The 18,299-nt window shown below is 70.5% G+C and carries 18 protein-coding genes; 9 read left to right on the top strand and 9 right to left on the bottom strand.

Going from position 1 to position 18,299, the window contains the following annotated elements:
• Positions 1–87 precede the first annotated feature (87 nt).
• The 6 genes from paaA (at position 88) to LSF15_RS12750 (ending at position 4,859) form a co-directional block, all read left to right on the top strand.
• Positions 88–1,062 carry a 1,2-phenylacetyl-CoA epoxidase subunit PaaA gene (gene paaA / locus LSF15_RS12775; RefSeq protein ID WP_232498926.1) on the top strand — a complete coding sequence of 325 codons (975 nt, stop codon included), beginning with the start codon at positions 88–90 and terminating at the stop codon, positions 1,060–1,062.
• A complete protein-coding gene (gene paaB / locus LSF15_RS12770; protein WP_232499112.1) occupies positions 1,062–1,367 on the top strand; it encodes a 1,2-phenylacetyl-CoA epoxidase subunit PaaB in 306 nt (101 codons plus the stop codon). Before paaA ends, paaB begins: the two co-directional genes overlap by 1 nt.
• Positions 1,364–2,221 carry a 1,2-phenylacetyl-CoA epoxidase subunit PaaC gene (gene paaC / locus LSF15_RS12765; protein ID WP_232498925.1) on the top strand — a complete coding sequence of 286 codons (858 nt, stop codon included), beginning with the start codon at positions 1,364–1,366 and terminating at the stop codon, positions 2,219–2,221. Before paaB ends, paaC begins: the two co-directional genes overlap by 4 nt.
• A gap of 8 nt (positions 2,222–2,229) precedes the next feature.
• Positions 2,230–2,757 (top strand): 1,2-phenylacetyl-CoA epoxidase subunit PaaD, encoded by a 528-nt coding sequence (paaD, locus tag LSF15_RS12760; protein WP_232499111.1) that lies wholly within the window; start codon positions 2,230–2,232, stop codon positions 2,755–2,757.
• Positions 2,757–3,974, top strand: a complete 1,218-nt coding sequence (gene paaE, locus LSF15_RS12755) for a 1,2-phenylacetyl-CoA epoxidase subunit PaaE (protein ID WP_232498924.1) — start codon at positions 2,757–2,759, stop codon at positions 3,972–3,974. The genes paaD and paaE overlap by 1 nt, the downstream gene beginning before the upstream one ends.
• 99 nt (positions 3,975–4,073) lie before the next feature.
• Positions 4,074–4,859: an enoyl-CoA hydratase/isomerase family protein gene (locus LSF15_RS12750; protein ID WP_232498923.1), complete on the top strand. Its 786-nt coding sequence runs from the start codon at positions 4,074–4,076 to the stop codon at positions 4,857–4,859.
• Positions 4,860–4,943: 84 nt separating this feature from the next.
• On the opposite strand, the gene mnhG is transcribed toward LSF15_RS12750, so the two are convergent.
• Genes mnhG through LSF15_RS12720 form a run of 6 tightly spaced genes read right to left on the bottom strand, consistent with a single transcriptional unit; the run spans position 4,944 to position 11,280 of the window.
• The gene (gene mnhG, locus LSF15_RS12745; protein WP_232498922.1) at positions 4,944–5,315 is read right to left on the bottom strand and encodes a monovalent cation/H(+) antiporter subunit G; all 372 of its coding nucleotides are present in this window, start codon (positions 5,313–5,315) and stop codon (positions 4,944–4,946) included.
• Positions 5,312–5,584, bottom strand: coding sequence for an MrpF/PhaF family protein (locus LSF15_RS12740; protein ID WP_232498921.1), 273 nt, complete (start codon positions 5,582–5,584; stop codon positions 5,312–5,314). Before LSF15_RS12740 ends, mnhG begins: the two co-directional genes overlap by 4 nt.
• A complete protein-coding gene (locus LSF15_RS12735) occupies positions 5,581–6,249 on the bottom strand; it encodes a Na+/H+ antiporter subunit E (protein WP_232498920.1) in 669 nt (222 codons plus the stop codon). The genes LSF15_RS12740 and LSF15_RS12735 overlap by 4 nt, the downstream gene beginning before the upstream one ends.
• On the bottom strand, positions 6,246–7,832 hold the full coding sequence (locus LSF15_RS12730) for a Na+/H+ antiporter subunit D (RefSeq protein ID WP_232498919.1): 1,587 nt from the start codon (positions 7,830–7,832) through the stop codon (positions 6,246–6,248). The genes LSF15_RS12735 and LSF15_RS12730 overlap by 4 nt, the downstream gene beginning before the upstream one ends.
• Positions 7,829–8,341, bottom strand: a complete 513-nt coding sequence (locus LSF15_RS12725; protein ID WP_232498918.1) for an NADH-quinone oxidoreductase subunit K — start codon at positions 8,339–8,341, stop codon at positions 7,829–7,831. Before LSF15_RS12725 ends, LSF15_RS12730 begins: the two co-directional genes overlap by 4 nt.
• Entirely contained in the window at positions 8,338–11,280 is a 2,943-nt protein-coding gene (locus LSF15_RS12720; protein WP_232498917.1) for a Na+/H+ antiporter subunit A, read from the bottom strand. Before LSF15_RS12720 ends, LSF15_RS12725 begins: the two co-directional genes overlap by 4 nt.
• A gap of 117 nt (positions 11,281–11,397) precedes the next feature.
• Between LSF15_RS12720 and LSF15_RS12715 the strand changes: the two genes are divergently transcribed.
• Both LSF15_RS12715 and LSF15_RS12710 read left to right on the top strand, forming a co-directional pair.
• Positions 11,398–12,642, top strand: coding sequence for an ATP-binding protein (locus LSF15_RS12715; RefSeq protein WP_232498916.1), 1,245 nt, complete (start codon positions 11,398–11,400; stop codon positions 12,640–12,642).
• 48 nt (positions 12,643–12,690) lie between these two features.
• Positions 12,691–13,530, top strand: a complete 840-nt coding sequence (locus LSF15_RS12710) for a sulfurtransferase (RefSeq protein WP_232498915.1) — start codon at positions 12,691–12,693, stop codon at positions 13,528–13,530.
• Between the two features lie 114 nt (positions 13,531–13,644).
• Here the strand turns inward: LSF15_RS12710 and LSF15_RS12705 are convergent, their stop codons facing one another.
• A complete protein-coding gene (locus LSF15_RS12705; RefSeq protein WP_232498914.1) occupies positions 13,645–14,490 on the bottom strand; it encodes a class I SAM-dependent methyltransferase in 846 nt (281 codons plus the stop codon).
• Between the two features lie 122 nt (positions 14,491–14,612).
• On the opposite strand from LSF15_RS12705, the gene LSF15_RS12700 reads away from it, so the two are divergent.
• Positions 14,613–15,578, top strand: coding sequence for an FKBP-type peptidyl-prolyl cis-trans isomerase (locus LSF15_RS12700; protein WP_232498913.1), 966 nt, complete (start codon positions 14,613–14,615; stop codon positions 15,576–15,578).
• 60 nt (positions 15,579–15,638) lie between these two features.
• On the opposite strand, the gene LSF15_RS12695 is transcribed toward LSF15_RS12700, so the two are convergent.
• Together LSF15_RS12695 and LSF15_RS12690 are read right to left on the bottom strand one after the other, a co-directional pair.
• The gene (locus LSF15_RS12695) at positions 15,639–16,535 is read right to left on the bottom strand and encodes an energy-coupling factor transporter transmembrane component T (RefSeq protein ID WP_232498912.1); all 897 of its coding nucleotides are present in this window, start codon (positions 16,533–16,535) and stop codon (positions 15,639–15,641) included.
• Positions 16,532–18,235 carry an ABC transporter ATP-binding protein gene (locus tag LSF15_RS12690; RefSeq protein WP_232498911.1) on the bottom strand — a complete coding sequence of 568 codons (1,704 nt, stop codon included), beginning with the start codon at positions 18,233–18,235 and terminating at the stop codon, positions 16,532–16,534. The genes LSF15_RS12695 and LSF15_RS12690 overlap by 4 nt, the downstream gene beginning before the upstream one ends.
• Positions 18,236–18,299 lie beyond the last annotated feature (64 nt).

Below are 18,299 nucleotides of genomic sequence, written 5' to 3'. Positions count from 1 at the left end.
CCCAACTTGAGCATATACTAACTGAACGATCGGTTAGTAATGCCGGATGCCCCGCGCGCCCGGACGCCGCGAATCAAGGAGTCGACGATGACCTCTCCCGCAGACCTCAGCGTGGTCGAGAACGAGGCCGGCCAGGCGCTGTTCGACGATCTCATCGCCAAGGACTCGCGCATCGAGCCCCGCGACTGGATGCCCGAGGCCTACCGCAAGACGCTCATCCGCCAGATCAGCCAGCACGCGCACTCCGAGATCATCGGCATGCAGCCCGAGTCGAACTGGATCACCCGCGCGCCGAGCCTCAAGCGCAAGGCCATCCTCATGGCCAAGGTGCAAGACGAGGCAGGCCACGGCCTCTACCTGTACTCGGCGGCGCAGACGCTCGGCATCACGCGCGAAGAGATGATGGACCAGCTCATCGAGGGCCGTGCGCGCTACTCGTCGATCTTCAACTACACGACACCCACGTGGGCCGACATGGGTGCGATCGGATGGCTCGTCGACGGTGCCGCGATCTGCAACCAGGTGCCGCTGTGCCGCGCCTCGTACGGGCCCTACGGCCGAGCGATGGTGCGCATCTGCAAAGAGGAGTCGTTCCACCAGCGGCAGGGATTCGAGATCCTGCTCGAACTCATGCAGGGCACCGAGGCGCAGCGCGAGATGGCGCAGGATGCCGTGAATCGCTGGTACTGGCCGAGCCTCATGATGTTCGGCCCGCCCGACGACCAGTCGCCGAACTCGGCGCAGTCGATGGCGTGGAACATCAAGCGCTTCTCGAACGACGAGCTGCGCCAGCGCTTCGTCGGCATGCTCGTGCCGCAGGCCGAGGTGCTCGGCGTCACCCTTCCCGACCCCGCGCTTCGCTTCAACGAGGAGACCGGCGAGTACGACATGAGCGAGATCGACTGGACCGAGTTCAACGAGGTGCTCGCCGGCCGCGGCCCCGCCAACGCCGAGCGCCTGCGACGTCGCCGCGAGGCGCATGAGAACGGCGCCTGGGTGCGCGAGGCCGCCCACGAGTACGCCCGCAAGCAGGCCGCGCGCGCGGCGGCGGAGGTGGCATGATGAGCACCCCCGGCGAGACGGGAACCGAGTCCTGGCCCCTGTGGGAGGTCTTCGTGCGGGCCAACCGCGGCCTGAGCCACGTGCACGTCGGCTCGCTGCACGCGCCCGACTCCGACATGGCCGTGCGCAATGCCCGCGACCTGTACACGCGCCGCAACGAGGGCGTGTCGATCTGGGTGGTGCCGGCCGACGCCATCACGACGAGCGACCCCGACGCGAAGGGCGCGTACTTCGAGAGCCCCGCCGGCAAGAACTACCGCCACGCGGTCTACTACACGAAGAGCGAAGGGGTGAAGCACCTGTGAGCGACGCCGACATCGACCCGCACGGCGAGGTCACGGTCGACCGGCTGGCGCTCGCCGACGAGTTCGCCGGCGCGGGCGCGGCCGGCGAGGGCGCCGTGGCGTCGGCGGATGTCGCGGAGTACGCCCTGCGCCTCGGCGACGACGCCCTCGTGCTCGCGCAGCAGCTCGGCATGTGGATCGCACGGGCCCCCGAGCTCGAAGAGGACGTGGCGCTCGGCAACATCGCGCTCGACCTCCTCGGGCACGCCCGTTCGCTGCTGCACTACGCGGGCACCGAGTCCGGTCGTAGTGAAGACGACCTCGCCTACTGGCGCGACGAGCCCGACTGGCGCAACGCCTGGATCTTCGAGCAGCCCAACGGGGACTTCGCGCACACCATCGCCCGCCAGTTCTTCGTGGCCACCTACCTGTTCGAGCTGTACGGCGACCTCAGTTCGTCGACCGACCCCACGCTCGCGGCGATCGCCGCGAAGTCGATGAAAGAGGTCGACTACCACCGCGATCACGCGACGCAGTGGGTGTTGCGCCTCGCAGGCGGCACCGACGAGTCGCGCCGCCGCATGATCACCGCCGTCGCCGACACCTGGCCGTACGTCGATGAGCTCTTCCACGACGACGAGCTCGTCGAGCGGCTCGCGAGCGACGGGGTCGCCGTGCTGCCCTCGAGTCTGCGTGAGCGATTCGACGAGATCGTCGACCAGGTGCTCGCGGAGGCCGAGATCGAGCTTCCCACCGGTCGCACCGCGTTCATCGCGTCGGGCGGCGGTCGTCGTGGCCGCCACACCGAGCACCTCGGACCGCTGCTCGCCGAGATGCAGGTGCTCGCCCGTCAGCACCCGGGGGCATCGTGGTGACCGCGGCCGTGGCAGCGGCATCCATCGCTCGCCCGATTCCCGACGACCCGGCTGCGCTGCGCGCGTGGCAGGTCGCCGCGACGGTGACCGACCCCGAGGTTCCGGTGCTCACGATCGAAGACCTCGGAGTGCTGCGCTCGGTCGAGGTCGGCGACGACGGCGCCGTGCGGGTGCAGTTGACCCCCACGTACAGCGGATGTCCCGCGCTCGACGCGATGCGCGACGACGTGGTGCTGGCGCTCACGCACGCCGGCTACGCCGACGTCGAGGTGTCGCTCGTGCTGGCCCCCGCGTGGACGACCGACTGGATGAGCGACGCGGGCAAGGCCAAGCTTCGCCGGTACGGCATCCAGGCGCCCACGGGCAAGGCGGCCGTGCGCGGCTCGGGGCCGGTTCGGCTGCAGCTCGCAGTGAAGTGCCCGCGCTGCGACTCGCTGAACACGCGCGAGCTCGCCCGCTTCGGCTCGACATCGTGCAAGGCGCTCTACGAGTGCCGCGACTGCCTCGAGCCGTTCGACTACTTCAAGGTGCTCTGATGGCGGCGCGCAATCTGGGGTCGACGGCGTCCTCGGCATCGACGGCCCGGCTGGCAGACACGTCGGTGGCCGAGGCGTTCCTCGCGTCGACCGTCGGCGGCGAGTCGCTGTCCACGAGCGACGTCGCCAAGCGGCATCGTGCCCGCTTCCACCCGCTCGAGGTCGCCGAGGTGCGGCCGCTCACGGCCGACGCGGTCGAGGTGACCTTCGCGGTGCCCGACGCCCTCGCCGACGACTACACCTATCTGCCCGGTCAGTACGTCGCGCTGCGCGCAGAACTCGACGGCCACGAACGACGTCGCAGCTACTCGATCTGCCGGCCGCCGGAACGCGGCAGCCTCTCGGTCGCCATCAAGCGCGACCTCGGCGGCATCTTCTCCACGTGGGCCACCTCCGAGCTCAAGGCCGGGGACACGCTCGACGTGATGAGCCCGCAGGGCACGTTCACGTCGACGCTCGACGCACTCGACGGCAAGCACGTCGTCGGCATCGCCGCGGGATCCGGCATCACCCCGCTCATGGCGCTCGCGCATACGGTGCTCGCGCGGTCCGCGACATCCGAGTTCGAGCTCGTCTACACGAATCGATCGACGCTCGACGTGATGTTCCTCGAGGAGCTCGCCGACCTGAAGGACCGATACCCGTCGCGACTCGCGGTGCACCACGTGCTCTCGCGCGAGCAGCGCACGGCGCCGCTGCTGTCGGGGCGCATCGACGCGCCGAAACTCGAGACCATGCTCGACCTGCTCATCCGCCCCGAGACGGTCGACGAGTGGTTCCTGTGCGGACCGTTCGAGCTCGTGCAGCTCGCCCGCGACACCCTCGCGGCGAAGGGCGTCGACCCCGCGCACGTGCGCTACGAGCTGTTCACGACCGATGCCGACCGTGTCGAGCCGCGTCACGGACGCCACGTCGTGGTCGAGCGGGGAGAGCCGACGGTCGCGATCGAGTTCACGCTCGATGGGCAGTCGTCGACGGTCGAGAGCCCGGTGTCGGCGAACGAGTCGATCCTCAACGCGGCGCTGCGCATCCGCCCCGACGTGCCGTTCGCGTGCGCCGGAGGCGTGTGCGGCACGTGCCGGGCCCGGCTCCTCGAGGGCAACGTCGCGATGACCGAGAACTACGCGCTCGAGCCCGACGAGCTCGAGCGCGGCTACGTGCTCACGTGCCAGTCGCACCCCAAGTCCGACCGCGTCGTGGTCGACTACGACGTTTAGGTTCGTTCCGGGGGTGCTTTCGTGCCGAAGACCGCCCCGAACGGCGATGGTTCCGGCACGAAAGCACCCCCGGAACGGGGAGAAGAGAGGGTGGACAGGATGATCGAACTGAGTGTGGCCGACGGCGTCGCCGAGGTCGTGCTGAATGCGCCCGAGAAGCTCAATGCGCTCGATCCGGCGGCGCTCGCCGAGCTGAGCGACGCGTATGCCGAGGGCGAGCGGATGGCCCGTGCCGGCGACATCCGTTCGCTCGTGCTTCGCGGCGAGGGGCGCGCATTCTGCGCCGGCCGCGACATCTCGGGCGTCGACCCGCGTGACGACGACGTGCTCGGCTACCTCGGCGGGATCGTCGAGCCGCTGCTGCAGCGCATGGCCGCGTTCCCGGCGCCGACGTTCGCGGTCGCGCACGGTGCGTGCCTCGGCGTCGGACTCGGGCTGCTCATCGCGAGCGACATCGTCTACGTCGCCGACAACGCCAAGATCGGCTCGCCCTTCGCGAACCTCGGCGCGACCCTCGACTCGGGCGGGCACGCCCTGTTCGTCGAGCGCCTCGGGGCGCACCGCACCATGGACCTCATCGTGACAGGCCGGCTCATGTCGGGTACTGAGGCGGTCGCCGCAGGGCTCTTCTCGCAGGCGTTCCCCGCCGACGAGGTGTTGGACGCCACCCGCGCCGCAGCCCGCACCGCGGCGACCGGCGCGACCCAGGCGTTCGTGGCCTCGAAGCGCCTCGTCGCCGCCCTTCGCGACGAGCGCCTCGGGCTCTGGGCGTCGATGGCCGAGGAGAACCGCGCCCAGGCCGCGCTCTGCGACACGGCCGACTACCGCGAGGGATTCGCGGCGTTCCAGCAGAAGCGCAAGCCCGAGTTCAGCGGCCGCGGCTGAGCGAGCCAGAGCTGTCGATCGAGTCGCGAGCTCCGGCGAGCGCATCGAGATCCCGCGACGGGGTCTCGATGCGCTCCTTCGTCGCTACTCGACCGGCGTGGCGTTCCCGCTCGGTTCCTCGTGCGCGACGATGTCGTCGCCGAGGTCGTCTTCGATGAGCAGGTCGCGGCGCACGTGGTCGGTGCGGTAGGCCGAGCGCCCGAGCATGTGGGCGGTCATCGGCTGGGTGAGCAGCTGGAACGTCAGCACCAGCACCGCCGTCGACAGCACGCCCCAGGTCGGCACCTGCAGCACGATCGCGAGCAGCACGGTCGCGAGGCCGAGCACCTGCGGCTTCGTCGCGGCGTGCAGGCGGGTGAGTACGTCGGGGAACCGCACGATGCCGACGCCGGCCGCCATCGAGAGGAAGGCGCTCACGAGGATGAGCAGGCCGACAGCGATCTCGGCGGCGCTCATGAGGCATCCTGCTTCGCCATGAACCGGGCGATCGAGATCGAGCCGACGACCGCGAACATCGCGAGCACGAGCAGCACGACGAGCGTGTCGGTGTGCCTGTTGATCGCCATCTCGGCGCCGAGCGCGCACATCGCGATCGCGAGCAGCACGTCGGTGGCGAGTGCCCGGTCGAGGATCGACGGGCCGCGGATGAGGCGATAGACCGCGGCGATGGCCCCGATGCCGAACATGACGGCGGCGATGATGCCGACGACGGTGAGGAAGGTCACGATTCGCCTCCGTTCGATGGGCGGTCGGAGTTCGATGAGCGGTCGGATGACCCGGCGCCGGGGTCGTGGGTTCGCGAGACGTACTTCTCGCCGCTCAGCCGGCGAGCCCGCCGCTCGGCACGCACCACCTCGGCCTGCTCGTGCGTGCCGATGGCGAGCACGATGCGTTCCTCGGTGCCGATCACGTGGCCGTAGGTGCGGTCGATGTCGGCCTGCGTGCGGGTGCCGAGGGCGTGCAGGTAGAGCAGGCCGCGCTCGCGGTCGATGTCGACGACGACGGTGCCGGGCACCACCGAGATGGCCTCGGCCGTGAGGGTGGTCACGAGGTCGGAACGGGTGTGCAGCTGTACGGCGATGATCGCGTTCGTCGGCTTCCACCACGGCCAGAGCGAGAAGGCCGCGACCTGGAGTGACGCGAGCGTGACGTCGAACATCATGCGCAGGCCGAGCAGCAGGCCGCGCCACGGGTTGAAGCGGCCGCTGAGCAGTACGGGCGGCAGGTAGAGCGCGCGCGTGACGGCGATGGCGAGCACCACCCCGGTGACGACGGTGAGCACGTCGATGTGGTCCCAGAGCAGCAGCCACAGCACGAGCAGTCCGACGAGCAGGGGCAGCTGCCGCCACACCGACCGCCAGCGCGAGATCTCGCGCGTCGCCTCGCTCATCGCACACCCCCGGGGAAGACGACCGAGACGTAGATCGACGGGTCGCTGAGTCCCTCGGCTGCGCGGCCGGCGAGGTCGAACAGCGGGCCGGCGAAGACGGTGAGGCACACGGTGACGATCACGAGCGTGGCGGTCGCGACGATCATGAGCACGGGCGTGGTGCGGGTCGCCGTGACCGTGGCGCCCTCGGGTGCCTCGAGCACCGATCCGAGCAGCACCGACTCGTAGCCCTCGAGCTCGTCGCGCCGCCGCCAGAAGGCCATGTTCCAGAACCGGGTGAGGGCGTACAGGGTGATGAGCGAGGTCGCGGCGCCGGCCGCGATGACGACCCAGATGAGCCAATCCGGCCCCGACGGAGCATCGGCCGCGGTGCCCTGCGCCCCCGCGACGAACAGCCCCACCTTGCCGAGGAAGCCCGAGAACGGCGGAATGCCGCCGAGGTTCAGCGCGGGGATGAAGAAGAGCACCGCGAGGATCGGCGAGGCCTTGAGCAGCCCGGCGAGCCGGTTGATGGAGGTCGCCCCGCCGAACCGCTCGATGAGACCGGTCGTCAGGAATAGCGCCGTCTGCACCGTGATGTGGTGCACGACGTAGTAGATGGTCGCGGTGAGCCCGAGCAGGCTCGCGAGCCCGATGCCGAAGATCATGTACCCGATGTGGCTCACGAGCGTGAACGACAGCAGACGCTTGATGTCGGCCTGGGTCAGCGCACCGAGGATGCCGATGAGCATCGTGAGCCCGCCGATCACGAGCAGCAGGCCCGACAGGTCGCTGTCGCTGAAGATCGACGTCTCGGTGCGGATGATCGCGTATACGCCGACCTTCGTGAGCAACCCGGCGAACACGGCGGTGACCGGTGCGGGCGCCGTCGGGTACGAGTCGGGCAGCCAGAACGACAGCGGGAACATGGCCGCCTTGATGCCGAACGCCATGAGCAGCAGCAGGTGCAGGATGAGTTGCACATCGTCGGGCAGCTCGGCGAGCCGCACCGACAGCTGAGCGATGTTCGCCGTGCCCGTCGCCCCGTAGATGAGCGCGATGGCAGAGAGGAAGAACAACGACGAGACGAGGCTCGTGATGATGTACGTGACCCCGGCGCGGATGCGCTCGCCGGTGCCCCCGAGCGTGAGCAGCACGTAGCTCGCGGCGAGCAGGATCTCGAATCCCACGTAGAGGTTGAACAGGTCGCCGGCGATGAACGCGTTGAAGACTCCCGCCGACAGGATCAGGTACGAGGGGTGGAAGATCGACACCGGCGTCTCACGATGCTGGTCGGCGATGCCCTGGCCCACCGAGTACACGAGCACGACGACGAGCATGATCGCCGAGATCAGCAGCATGATCGCCGAGAGCCGGTCGACGACGAGGGTGATGCCCCACGGGGCATCCCACCCGCCGACGTAGACGACGGCCGGACCCGTCGTGTCGACCATGACGAGCAGCACGGCCGCGATCACCGTGACGGCGGCCAGCACACCGACGGCCACGGCGATCTGCGCGCGGCGGTACCGTCCGAGGATGAGGGTGGTCGCCGCGCCGAGCAGCGGCAGCAGCACGACGAGTGGGACGAGCGTGGCGGTCATCGGCGGGCCCCCTCGTCGTCGTGCTCATCATCGCGAGCGGATGCCTCGCGCTCGAGCTCTTCGTCGAATTCCTCGTCGCTCGCCTCGATGATCGACTGGATCGCGGCGTCGTCGGCCGCGGAGGAGCGGATGAGGTCGGCGGCCTCTTCGGCATCTTCGGCGAGTTCGGCCTCGTCGTCGACGAGGTCGCCCTTGGGCCCGAGGCGGGCCAGCCACCATGAGCGGTAGATGAGGGCGAGCATGAATGCGGTGATGCCGAGGTTGATGACGATCGCGGTGAGCACGAATGCCTGCGGGAGCGCATCGGAGATCTCGGCCTCGTCGACGCCGGGGGAGAGGATCGGTGCGAGGCCCGGGGCTCCGCTCATCAGGTAGATGAGGATGTTCACGGCGTTGCCGACGAGCAGGAACCCGATGAGCACGCGCGTGAGGCTGCGTTCGAGCATCACCGAGATGCCGGCGCCGAAGAGCACCGCCATGAGGACGACGAGGGTCAGCGATGCGGTCATGCGCGCACCTCCTCGGGCACGTCGGCGCCCTCTTCGGAGTCCTCTTGATGCCGGTCGACCTCGGCGCCGAGCGAGCGCAGGATGTCGAGCACGAGTCCGACGACGACGAGGTACACGCCGATGTCGAACAGCGTCGAGGTGCCGATCGACAGGTGACCGAGCAGCGGTACATCGGCCTCGAACCACGTCGACTCGAACACCGTGAGTCCGAACAACAGCGACGACGCGGCCGTGCCGGCGGCGAGCAGCAGTCCCGTGCCGAGCAGCCGGCCGGCGTCGATGGGGGCGGCCTCACCGAGCTCGTAGCGGCCGCCGGCGAGGTAGCGCGCGACGAGGGCGAGCCCGGCCAGGAGACCGCCGGCGAAGCCGCCGCCGGGCGCGTTGTGGCCGACGAACAGCAGGTACACCGACACGATGATCGCGGGGTGGAAGAGCAGCCGCACGAGCACCTCGATGAGGATCGACCGGTTGCGAGCCGAGAGGGTGCGCCCCGCGAGCAGCCAGGTCTGGCGGGTCTCGTGCGCCTCGGCGGCGGCGTCGGTCTCGTCGTCGACATCGGCGAGGCGGGGACGGGCCGCGCGCATGCTCGAGGCCAGCTCGGGGACGGGCTGCAGGCGATTGCGCCGGTCGGGCAGCGCGTCGAGACGCGGGGCTCCCCCGGTGCGGCCCGACACGAAGATGAGGCTGGCGACGCCCGTGGCGACGGCGACGAGCACCGAGATCTCGCCGAGCGTGTCCCATGCGCGGATGTCGACGAGCATGACGTTCACGATGTTCGTGCCGTGCGCCTCGATCGCGAGCGCGGGCAGGCCCTCGGCGATGGTCGGTTCGATGCGGGCGCCGAGCGCCACGAGGCCGATGACGGCCATGACGAGGCCGGCCAGCACGCCGATGACGGCGCGGGTCGCGCGCCCGAGCGCGGTGGGGTGCGCCGCGCTCTGCTTGGGCAGGCGGCGCAGCACGAGCACGAACACGACGAGGGTGATCGTCTCGACGAGGGCCTGGGTGAGCGCGAGGTCGGGCGCGCCGGACATACCGAACAGCAGCACGAGCCCGTACCCGGTGACGCTCACGAGCAGCACTGAGGTGACCCGTGCGCGAACGATGGCCGCGACCACCGCCGCGATGATCATGACGAGCGCGATGAACGGCTGCGCCGGGTAGTCCCAGAGCCGCACCTCGTCGGGCCAGGTCTGGTTCATGAGCGCCGCGCTGCCGAGACCGCCGATGAAGACCGCCATGATGATCGCCAGGTAGCCGGTGAGCCCGCGCACCTGGAATGCCGTCGTGACCCAGGCCGCGATGCGATCGACGACCGAGACGATGCCGAGGTAGCCGCGTGCCGCGTCGAGGGTCGGCGGCATCGCGGCCTGCATGCGGGCGACGCGCTCACGCCCCCAGATCAGCAACGCCGCGATCGCGAACACCGCGGCCGACAGGGCGAGGGCGGGTTCGAGCCCGTGCCAGAGGGCGAGGTGGTATTCGCGGGCACCGGGCAGGGTGTCGGCGTAGGCGGCGAGCAACGGCTCGATGTACGGCACGGTGAACGCGAACACGACGCTCGCCGCGGCGAGCAGCGCCGGCGCGGTCGCGATGAGCGCGCCCTCGCGGTGCAGGGGCGTGGCCGGGACATCCGCTCGCGTGAAGAACGCGCCCCACAGGAATCGCGCGCTGTAGGCGACGGTGAGCACCGAGCCGAGGAACGCGCCCGTGAGCGCGACCCAGCCCCAGCCGTCGCCCGCGACCGCAGCCTCGAGCTCGGCGGTGAACACGGCCTCTTTGGCGACGAAGCCGAGCAGTGGCGGCACGCCCGCCATCGAACCGGCGGCGACGAACGCGATCGTCGCGACGACGGGCATGCGACGGCCCAGTCCTGAGAGCTTTCTCCAGTCGCGTGTGCCCGCCGCGTGGTCGACGATGCCGACGACGAGGAACAGGGCCGCCTTGAAGAGCGCGTGCGCGAGCAGGAGCGCGACCCCTGCGAGCGCCGCGTCGCGCGTGCCGAATCCGGTGACCATCACGAGGAATCCGAGCTGGCTGACCGTGCCGTAGGCGAGGAGCAGCTTGAGGTCGTACTGCCGTAGGGCGCGCCATCCGCCGACGAGCATGGTGAACGTGCCGAGGCCGATGACGATCGGATGCCACACCTCGAGTTCGGCGTAGCCGGGGGCGAGTCGCGCGATGAGGTAGACGCCTGCCTTGACCATCGCCGCGGCGTGCAGGTAGGCACTCACCGGGGTGGGCGCGGCCATCGCGGCCGGAAGCCAGAAATGGAACGGCACGAGCGCGCTCTTCGACACCGCCCCGACGAGGATGAGCGCGATCGCCCATTCGCCGGCCGGGCCGGTGACGGGGTTCGCGATGAGTTCGGCGAGCGAGGTCGTTCCGCCCGCGACCGCAAGGATGACGAGGCCGACGAGCATCGCGAGCCCGCCGAACGTCGTCACGGTGAGCGCCTGCAGCGCGGCACCGCGGCTCTCTTTGCGGCCGGTGTAGTGGCCGATGAGCAGGTAGGAGAGCACGCTCGTGGCTTCCCAGAACGTGAACATGATGTAGACGTCGTCGGCGGTGACGAGGCCGAACATGACGCCCGCGAAGGCGAGGAGCAGCGCCGCGAAGCGCCCCAGCGCCGGTTCGTCGTCGCGGAAGTAGCGTGTGCAGTAGAGCAGCACGAGGGCGCCGATGCCGGTGACGATGAGCGAGAGCAGCAGCGCGAGCGCGTCGAGCCGGAAGCTCAGCGAGATGTCGAGGGCCGGGATCCACGTGACGGTCTCGACGATGGGCGTTCCGGCCAGCACGCCCGGCAACCACGTGAGCAGCAGCACGAACACCGCGGCAGGCAGCAGCGCGATGACGGCGAAGACCCGGCGGCCGAGCAGCCTCGTGGCGTAGGGGGTGACGAGCGCGAGAGCCGCGAACGCAGCGAGGCTGGCGATCATTCAGCCTCCCAGCGGTCGCACTCGTTCCGTCCAGCCAGTCTATCGGCGGGTGTTGTCGCTTTTAGTCAACTTTATGAAATCTCGATAAATTCCCCCAATACTCCTAAACTCGCGAACATGGACAGCATCAGCAACCCGTACACGCCGAACGCGGGTGCCGCTCCCGAGGTCGTCGTCGGCCGTGACGACCTGATCGAGGCCTTCACCGTGCTGCTGGGCCGTCTCGAACGACACCGAACCGAGCAGTCCATGATCATCACCGGCCTGCGCGGCGTCGGGAAGACCGTGCTGCTCGGCCGATTCGGCGAGATCGCGCGCGCGGCCGGGTGGGAGGTCGTCGAGATCGAGGCCAGCAAGCACGACGACGCCCGGTTCCGGCAGACGATGTTCTCGCAGCTGAAATCGGCTTTGCTGCGCCTGTCGCCTCGCGCGCGGTGGACCGAGCGCGGCCGCCGCGCCGCCGAGGTGCTCAGCGCCTTCGCGGTCTCGGTCGACCAGAAGGGCACCTTCAGCGTCTCGTGGGACGTGCCGCCTGCCGAGGGCGAGGGCGACCACGGAGACCTCTCGATGGACCTCACCGACGTCTTCGTGGCGCTCGGCGAGGCGGCCGACGAGCAGCACCGCGGCGTCGCGCTGCTCATCGACGAGGTGCAGTTCCTCGGCCGAACCCAGCTCGAGGCCCTCATCCAGGCCGTGCACAAGACGGTGCAGCGCAGACTGCCGATCGTCTTCGTCGGGTCGGGGCTGCCGCAGATCGCCGAGCTCGCGGGCGACGCCAAGTCGTACGCCGAGCGACTCTTCACGTTCCCCGTGATCGGCTCGCTGGCGGGCGACGACGCTCGCGCGGCGCTCACCGAGCCCGCGCGCGTCGAGGGCGTCGTCTTCGACGACGACGCGATCGACCTCGCCATGCAGATCACGCAGGGATACCCGTACTTCATCCAGGAGCTCGGCTACCAGGTCTGGGCCGTCGCCACCGCCGGCCGCGTGCACCGGAGCGACGTCGAGATCGCCCGGGAGGCTTATGAGGCGAAGCTCGACGGCTCGTTCTTCAGGGTGCGCCTCGATCGCGCGACCCCCCTGCAGACCGCATACCTGCGGGCCATGGCCGAGCTCGGCCCCGAGCCGCAGAAGGCCGCCGACGTCGCGCGCGTGCTGGGTCGTGAGTCGACGCAGGTCGGCCCGACCCGCGCCGAGCTCATCGACATGGGGCTGCTCTACACGCCCGAGCACGGCTACGCCGCGTTCACGGTGCCCGACTTCGACGAGTTCATGAAGCGCGCCGTGCCCGAGCTCACGATCCCCGAGCTGCGCAAGCGCGAGCGGCACGCCGACGGCGATCCGCACGGCAGGGATGCGTAGGGATGCGTAGGGATGCGTGACCCCGTCGCGGTGGCCGAGGATGGGGGAATGCCCATCCTCATCCAGCCCGATGACCTCGCCGCACGCATCGCGGCCGGCGAACGCACGGTCGTGCTCGACGTGCGCTGGTCGCTCGCCGCGCCCGACGGCACCGAGGCCTATCGCGCAGGGCACGTCCCCGGTGCCGTCTACGTCGATCTCGATCGTGAACTCGCCGATCATGACGCGGTGGGCGAGGGGCGGCATCCGCTTCCCGCCGAGGCGGACTTCACTGCGGCGATGCGTCGGTGGGGGCTGCGCGACGGCGACACCGTCGTCGTCATGGACGACCTCGGCAACCAGTCGGCGGCCCGGGCGTGGTGGCTGTTGCGCCACGCGGGCTTCGGCGATGTGCGGCTGCTCGACGGCGCCCTCGCCGGCTGGCGCACGGCGGGTCATGCGCTCGAGACCGGCGATGTCGTCCCCGAGCGCGGCGACACGACGGCGAGGTTCGGAGCGATGCCGGTCATCGGCATCGACGAGGTCGCCGAGGTCGCCGGCCGCGGTGTGCTGATCGACGCTCGAGCCGCAGAGCGATACCGCGGCGAGATCGAGCCGATCGACCCACGAGCCGGACACATCCCCCGAGCGATGTCGGCGCCGAGCGGCGACGATCTCGACGCAGCGGGCCGGTTCCGCTCGCCCGAGGCGCTTCGCGAACGATTCGCCGCCCTCGGAGTGCAGGTCGGCGATCCTGTCGCCGCCTATTGCGGTTCGGGCGTCACCGCGGCCCACGCGGTCGCGTCGCTCGCGATCGCCGGCATCGACGCCGCGCTGTATCCCGGCTCATGGAGCCAGTGGTCGAACGATCCGTCGCGTCCTGCGGCGACCGGGCCCGATTCCCGCTAGGCGCGCAGGAACAGGTGGTCGACGGCCTACTTCGTCGGGTCGCCACCGAGCCGGATCGCCAGTCCGATCCAGATGCGCGGGTGGACGTTCGACGTCGTCTGGGGGCAGTGGTGGTCACTTCCCGTGGGTCCGTTCTTCGGTCTCCTCGGGGCGCTGCCCGACGGCGATGAGGGTCGTGAGGTCGACCGAGGTCACCTCGCGGTGCGCGAGCTCTCGGAGGTACCGCTCGCGCACTTCTGCGACGGCCTCGTCGCCCTCGAGGCCTCCGAGCCCGGCACGCAGGTCGGTGCCCAGAACGAGCGTCCAGGCGAGCTCGTCGGTGAGGTCGACGTGCCGCTGCACGGCCTCGGCCCGCACGCCGGTGAGGCCGAGTCCGGTCAGCCAGTGGGCGAGCGTGCCCGCAGTGTGCAGTTCCTCGAGTTCAGGCGGGTGCACGGCATCGGTCTCGGCGTCTGCTCCGGCGTCGGGCAGGGCGGCGGCGAGGACCTCGGGCAGCGGCTCGAGGGCTCCATGCGCCCAGACCGTGATCGCCACACGTCCGCCCGGCCGAGCCCGCTCGATCAGGTGCTGCACCCCCGCGTCGAGGTCGGGGAACGTCGCCAACCCGAGCACGCACTGCACGAGGTCGTAGCCGGTCGTCTCCCAGGTGGTCGGATCGGCGACGTGCAACCGCAGTTGAGGCATCCGCTCGCCCGCCCGCTCGCGCGCGATCTCGATGAGCTCGGCAGACGGGTCGACCGCGTCGACGAGGCCACCGATGCCCACCAGTTCGGAGGTCGGGAGGGCGGATGCCCCGTCACGCGCGCACGCGTCGAGCACGAGCTCGTCGAACCGCGGGTGGGCTCGCGCCACAACGGCCGTCGAGATCGGATTCCAGATCAGTTCGTCGAGCTCGGCGAAGGATGTCGCGGCAGGCGCGAACCCCTCGGCGAAATCAGGTTCCCCCGTCGTATCCCCCATGCGCCCATTGTGACCCCGATGGCAACGATTTGGCCGGATTCAGGCAATCGAAAGCCGAACAGGGCAGACTTGGACGACCTGCTTTCAGCATTCTTGTTCCGATCGAATCGAGACTCACCCTCATGAATCGTGCACTGCGCCGTGCCGCGCCCATCGCGCTCGCCTCAGCCGCAGCCCTCCTCCTCGCCGGCTGTGCCGGCGGCGCCACCCCTCCCGAGGCATCCGATACCCCGGCGGCGGTCGAGTGCATGGACGTCGCCACAGGCGCGCTGAGCGAGGGCGTCAACGTCGAGGGCGAGTTCGCCGGATCGCCGACCGCGACCTTCACCACCCCGGTCGAGGCCACCGGGCTCGAGCGCACGATCGCCATCGAGGGCGACGGCGACGAGACCGTGGCGGGCGACCCCATCAACGTCGTCGTGACCGCGTTCTCGGGCACGTCGGGCGAGACCGTCTTCTCGCAGCCCACGACGATCACGGCCGGCGACGAGGCGATCTTCGAGGCGTTCCGCGCCGGCATCGACTGCGTGCCGCTCGGCTCGCGCACCGTCACCGTGGCTCCCGCCGAGACGCTGTACGGCGACACCGGCAACGAGTCGATCGGGGTCGCACCCGGCGAGACCCTCGTCATCGTCATGGACGTCGTCGAGGTTCAGGAGCCGCTGACGCCCTCCGAGTGGACCGAGAACGTGCCCGAGGTCGAGTTCGGTGCCGAGGGCGAGTCGCCCACGGTCACGATTCCCGACGCCGAGCCCTCGACCGAGCTGCAGATGCACGTGATCGAAGAGGGCGACGGCGACACCGTCCAGGCCGGCGACAGCGTCACCCTGCAGTACAAGGGAATCAGCTGGGACACGGGCGAGGTGTTCGACGAGAGCTATGCGCGCGGCGAGCCCGCGACATTCCCGACCGATGGCGTCATCCAGGGCTTCGGCGCCGCGCTCGTCGGCCAGAAGGTCGGCACGAAGCTCATCGTCACGATTCCGCCGGAGTACGCCTACGGCACCGACCCCGCGGCGCACGAGCTCGGCGGGCAGACGCTCGTGTTCCTCGTCGAGATCGAGGGCACCGAGCAGGCCACCGAGTAGTCGAGGCGAACCTCGAGGCGAAGGCCGGGCGGCGAGGGCCGTCCGGCCTTTCGCATGCGCTCACGACGTGACGCCGAGCTGCAGCGCCACCGCGTACACCCCGGCGCCGACCGCCCAGAAGGCCACGACGAACGCGGTGTCGCGTACCCGCCACGGGCTCAGGATGCGCTCGGTGCGGGTGGCGTGCGCGCCGAACGCGCGGGCGTCCATCGCCAGTGCCACGCGCTCGGCGTGGCGGATCGCGCTCGCGAGCAGCGGGATCGAGTAGCCGATGCCGCGGCGCACCGCGGCGATCGGTCCGCGGCGGGTGTCGGTGCCGCGAACCCGGTGGGCGGCGCGGATCACCTCGAGCTCGTGCCCGAACCGCGGCACGAAGCGCAGCGCCGCGAGCGCCGTGTAGCCGATGCGGTAGGGCACTCGAAGGTTCTGCACCATCGCGCGGACGAACTCCGGCCCCGTCGACGTGAGGCCCGCGATGAGCGAGAGCAGGAGCAGCGCCGCGAGGCGCAGCGACGTGGCGAGCCCCACGAGATAGGCGGCGAGGGTGAACTGCCACTCGCCGATCTCAACGACCACGACGGATGCCGCGGCACTCGCCTCGTCGATGCGCGACGGGTCGACCCAGACGCCGAAGGTCACGCCGAGCACGAGCACGGCGATCGGCGTGCCGAGCACGAGCGCGAGCGCCCCGCGCGACGTGAGCCGTGCGCCGACGAACAGCAGCGCCATCACGAGCACGATGAACGCGATCGGGATCGCGAACCCCCGGGTGAACACGAGCGCGATCATGAACGGCAGCGGCCCGGCGAGCTTCGCGAGCGGGTTGAGGGCGTGCAGGAACCGGATGCCCCGTGCCGGGCGCTGCTCGGCGAACGGGTCGGGCCGCGGGCGCGGGGGGCGTGCCGGTGTCGGAACAGGCCCGGTCGGTGCGGCCTCGCTCGCCGTCGGCGCCCTCATGCTGCGGCCTCGGCCGGGGGCGGGAGCTGGGACATCCGGCTCACGCCATGCCAATCGGGGTGGTTCGCAAGGCCGCGCGTCGCCCTCGCGAGCGGCGGGTGCCGCAGTCCGGCCTCGTCGATCAGCGGGCCGGCGAGCACCTCTGCGGTGGGGCCGGCGCCGAGGATGCGGCCGTCCTGCATGACGACGACGCGGGTCGCGTAGTCGGCGACGAGCTGCAGGTCGTGCGTGATGACCAGCACGGTCGTGCCCTCGTCGTTGAGTTCGCGGAGCATGTCGAGCAGTTCGGCGGCGTGCTCGCGGTCCTGGCCGAACGTCGGTTCATCGAGGGCGAGCACCGGCGCGCCCGCGATGAGCGCCGTGCCGACCGAGAGGCGGCGCTTCTGTCCGCCCGAGAGCAGGAACGGATGCTGCTCGCGCAGGTCTTCGAGCCCGAACCGGCGCAGCAAGCGCAGCGCGGCCTCGGACCGGTCGGCCTCGGGCACGCCATGAACGCGCAGGCCGAGCTCGAGCTCGCCGAACACACTGTGCGCGACGAACTGGTGCTCGGGATTCTGGAACACGAACCCGATGCGGCTCGAGAGCGTGCGCGCATCGGCGCGGGCGGGATCGAGGCCGAGCACGTCGACGGCTCCGACCGGCGGCGGGATGACGCCGGCGATCGCCTGCAGCAGCGAGGTCTTTCCCGCACCGTTGGTGCCGACGATCGCCACGAACTCGCCCCTCACGACATCGAGGTCGACGTCGTGCACGACGACCGGGCCCCGCCGCCCGCCCCGCCGCACCGAGAGCCCGCGCACCCGAATCGCCGGCTCGCCCGCCTGGGTTGCCCCCGCTCCCGACAGCGGGGCCGGGAGCGTCGGTTGGGCGTCGAGTGCCGCCGCGAGTTCGGCGGGGGTGATCGGCAGCGGGTCGAGCGTCACGCCGGCGTCACGCAACCGCATCGCGGCGAGCGTCGAGACCGGCAGCCAGACGCCGAGTGCGAGCAGGTCTTCGGCGCGGTCGCGCAGCACCTGCTGCGCCGGCCCGTCGATCGTGACGTGGCCATCGGCGTCGAGCACGACGACCCGGTCGACGATGCCGACGGCCGCGTCGAGGTTGTGCTCGATGAGCACGATGGCGTGGTCGCGCTCGCTCGCGAGCTCGCGCAGCACGGCGTAGACCTCGTCGATGCCGGCGGGGTCGAGGTTGGCGGTGGGCTCGTCGAGCACGAGCACCGGCGCGGCCATCGCGAGCGCGCACGCGATGGTGAGGCGCTGCCGCCCGCCGCCCGACAGCCGATCGGGGTTCTCGTCGCGCCGCTCCCACAGGCCGACGAGCTTCAGCGCCCGCTCGGCGCGTGCGAGCACCTCGTCGACGGGCACCAGCTGGTTCTCGGGGCCGAAGGCGACCTCGTCGAGCAGGGTGCCGGTGACCACCTGCGCGTCGGGATCCTGGAACACCATCGCCACGTGCTCGCTCAGCACGCCGACCCCGTGATCGCGGGTGTCGAGCCCCGCGACGCGCACCGTGCCCTCGAGTTCGGCGGGCACGGCATGCGGTACGAGTCCGTCGAGCGCGAGCGCGAGTGTCGACTTGCCGCACCCCGAAGGGCCGAGCAGCAGCACGACCTCGCCCGCCGAGATCGACAGCGTCACCCCGTCGGGCGTCGCCCGCGTCGCACCCTCATGGCGGATGCGCACGCGGTGGAGGTCGAGCAATGGGGAATCGGGCAAGGCTGGCCTGGGTCGGGGTTGGCGGACGGCCCGCGACGCGGCATCCGTT

This window comes from Agromyces humatus (genome assembly GCF_021228295.1).
In the GTDB taxonomy this organism is placed as follows: Bacteria; Actinomycetota; Actinomycetes; order Actinomycetales; family Microbacteriaceae; genus Agromyces; species Agromyces humatus.
Note: the sequence above shows the minus strand (reverse complement) of the source record. Positions and strands in the feature narration are given on the sequence as shown.

Bases quoted from the DNA above. Each gene is read 5' to 3' on its own strand.
- LSF15_RS12725 (WP_232498918.1), bottom strand. From the start codon at position 8,341: ATGACCGCATCGCTGACCCTCGTCGTCCTCATGGCGGTGCTCTTCGGC.
- LSF15_RS12750 (WP_232498923.1), top strand. From the start codon at position 4,074: ATGATCGAACTGAGTGTGGCCGACGGCGTCGCCGAGGTCGTGCTGAAT.
- LSF15_RS12705 (WP_232498914.1), bottom strand. From the start codon at position 14,490: ATGGGGGATACGACGGGGGAACCTGATTTCGCCGAGGGGTTCGCGCCT.
- LSF15_RS12735 (WP_232498920.1), bottom strand. From the start codon at position 6,249: ATGAGCGAGGCGACGCGCGAGATCTCGCGCTGGCGGTCGGTGTGGCGG.
- LSF15_RS12710 (WP_232498915.1), top strand. From the start codon at position 12,691: ATGCCCATCCTCATCCAGCCCGATGACCTCGCCGCACGCATCGCGGCC.
- LSF15_RS12720 (WP_232498917.1), bottom strand. From the start codon at position 11,280: ATGATCGCCAGCCTCGCTGCGTTCGCGGCTCTCGCGCTCGTCACCCCC.
- LSF15_RS12715 (WP_232498916.1), top strand. From the start codon at position 11,398: ATGGACAGCATCAGCAACCCGTACACGCCGAACGCGGGTGCCGCTCCC.
- paaE (WP_232498924.1), top strand. From the start codon at position 2,757: ATGGCGGCGCGCAATCTGGGGTCGACGGCGTCCTCGGCATCGACGGCC.
- LSF15_RS12695 (WP_232498912.1), bottom strand. From the start codon at position 16,535: ATGAGGGCGCCGACGGCGAGCGAGGCCGCACCGACCGGGCCTGTTCCG.
- mnhG (WP_232498922.1), bottom strand. From the start codon at position 5,315: ATGAGCGCCGCCGAGATCGCTGTCGGCCTGCTCATCCTCGTGAGCGCC.
- paaA (WP_232498926.1), top strand. From the start codon at position 88: ATGACCTCTCCCGCAGACCTCAGCGTGGTCGAGAACGAGGCCGGCCAG.
- paaB (WP_232499112.1), top strand. From the start codon at position 1,062: ATGAGCACCCCCGGCGAGACGGGAACCGAGTCCTGGCCCCTGTGGGAG.
- LSF15_RS12700 (WP_232498913.1), top strand. From the start codon at position 14,613: ATGAATCGTGCACTGCGCCGTGCCGCGCCCATCGCGCTCGCCTCAGCC.
- LSF15_RS12730 (WP_232498919.1), bottom strand. From the start codon at position 7,832: ATGACCGCCACGCTCGTCCCACTCGTCGTGCTGCTGCCGCTGCTCGGC.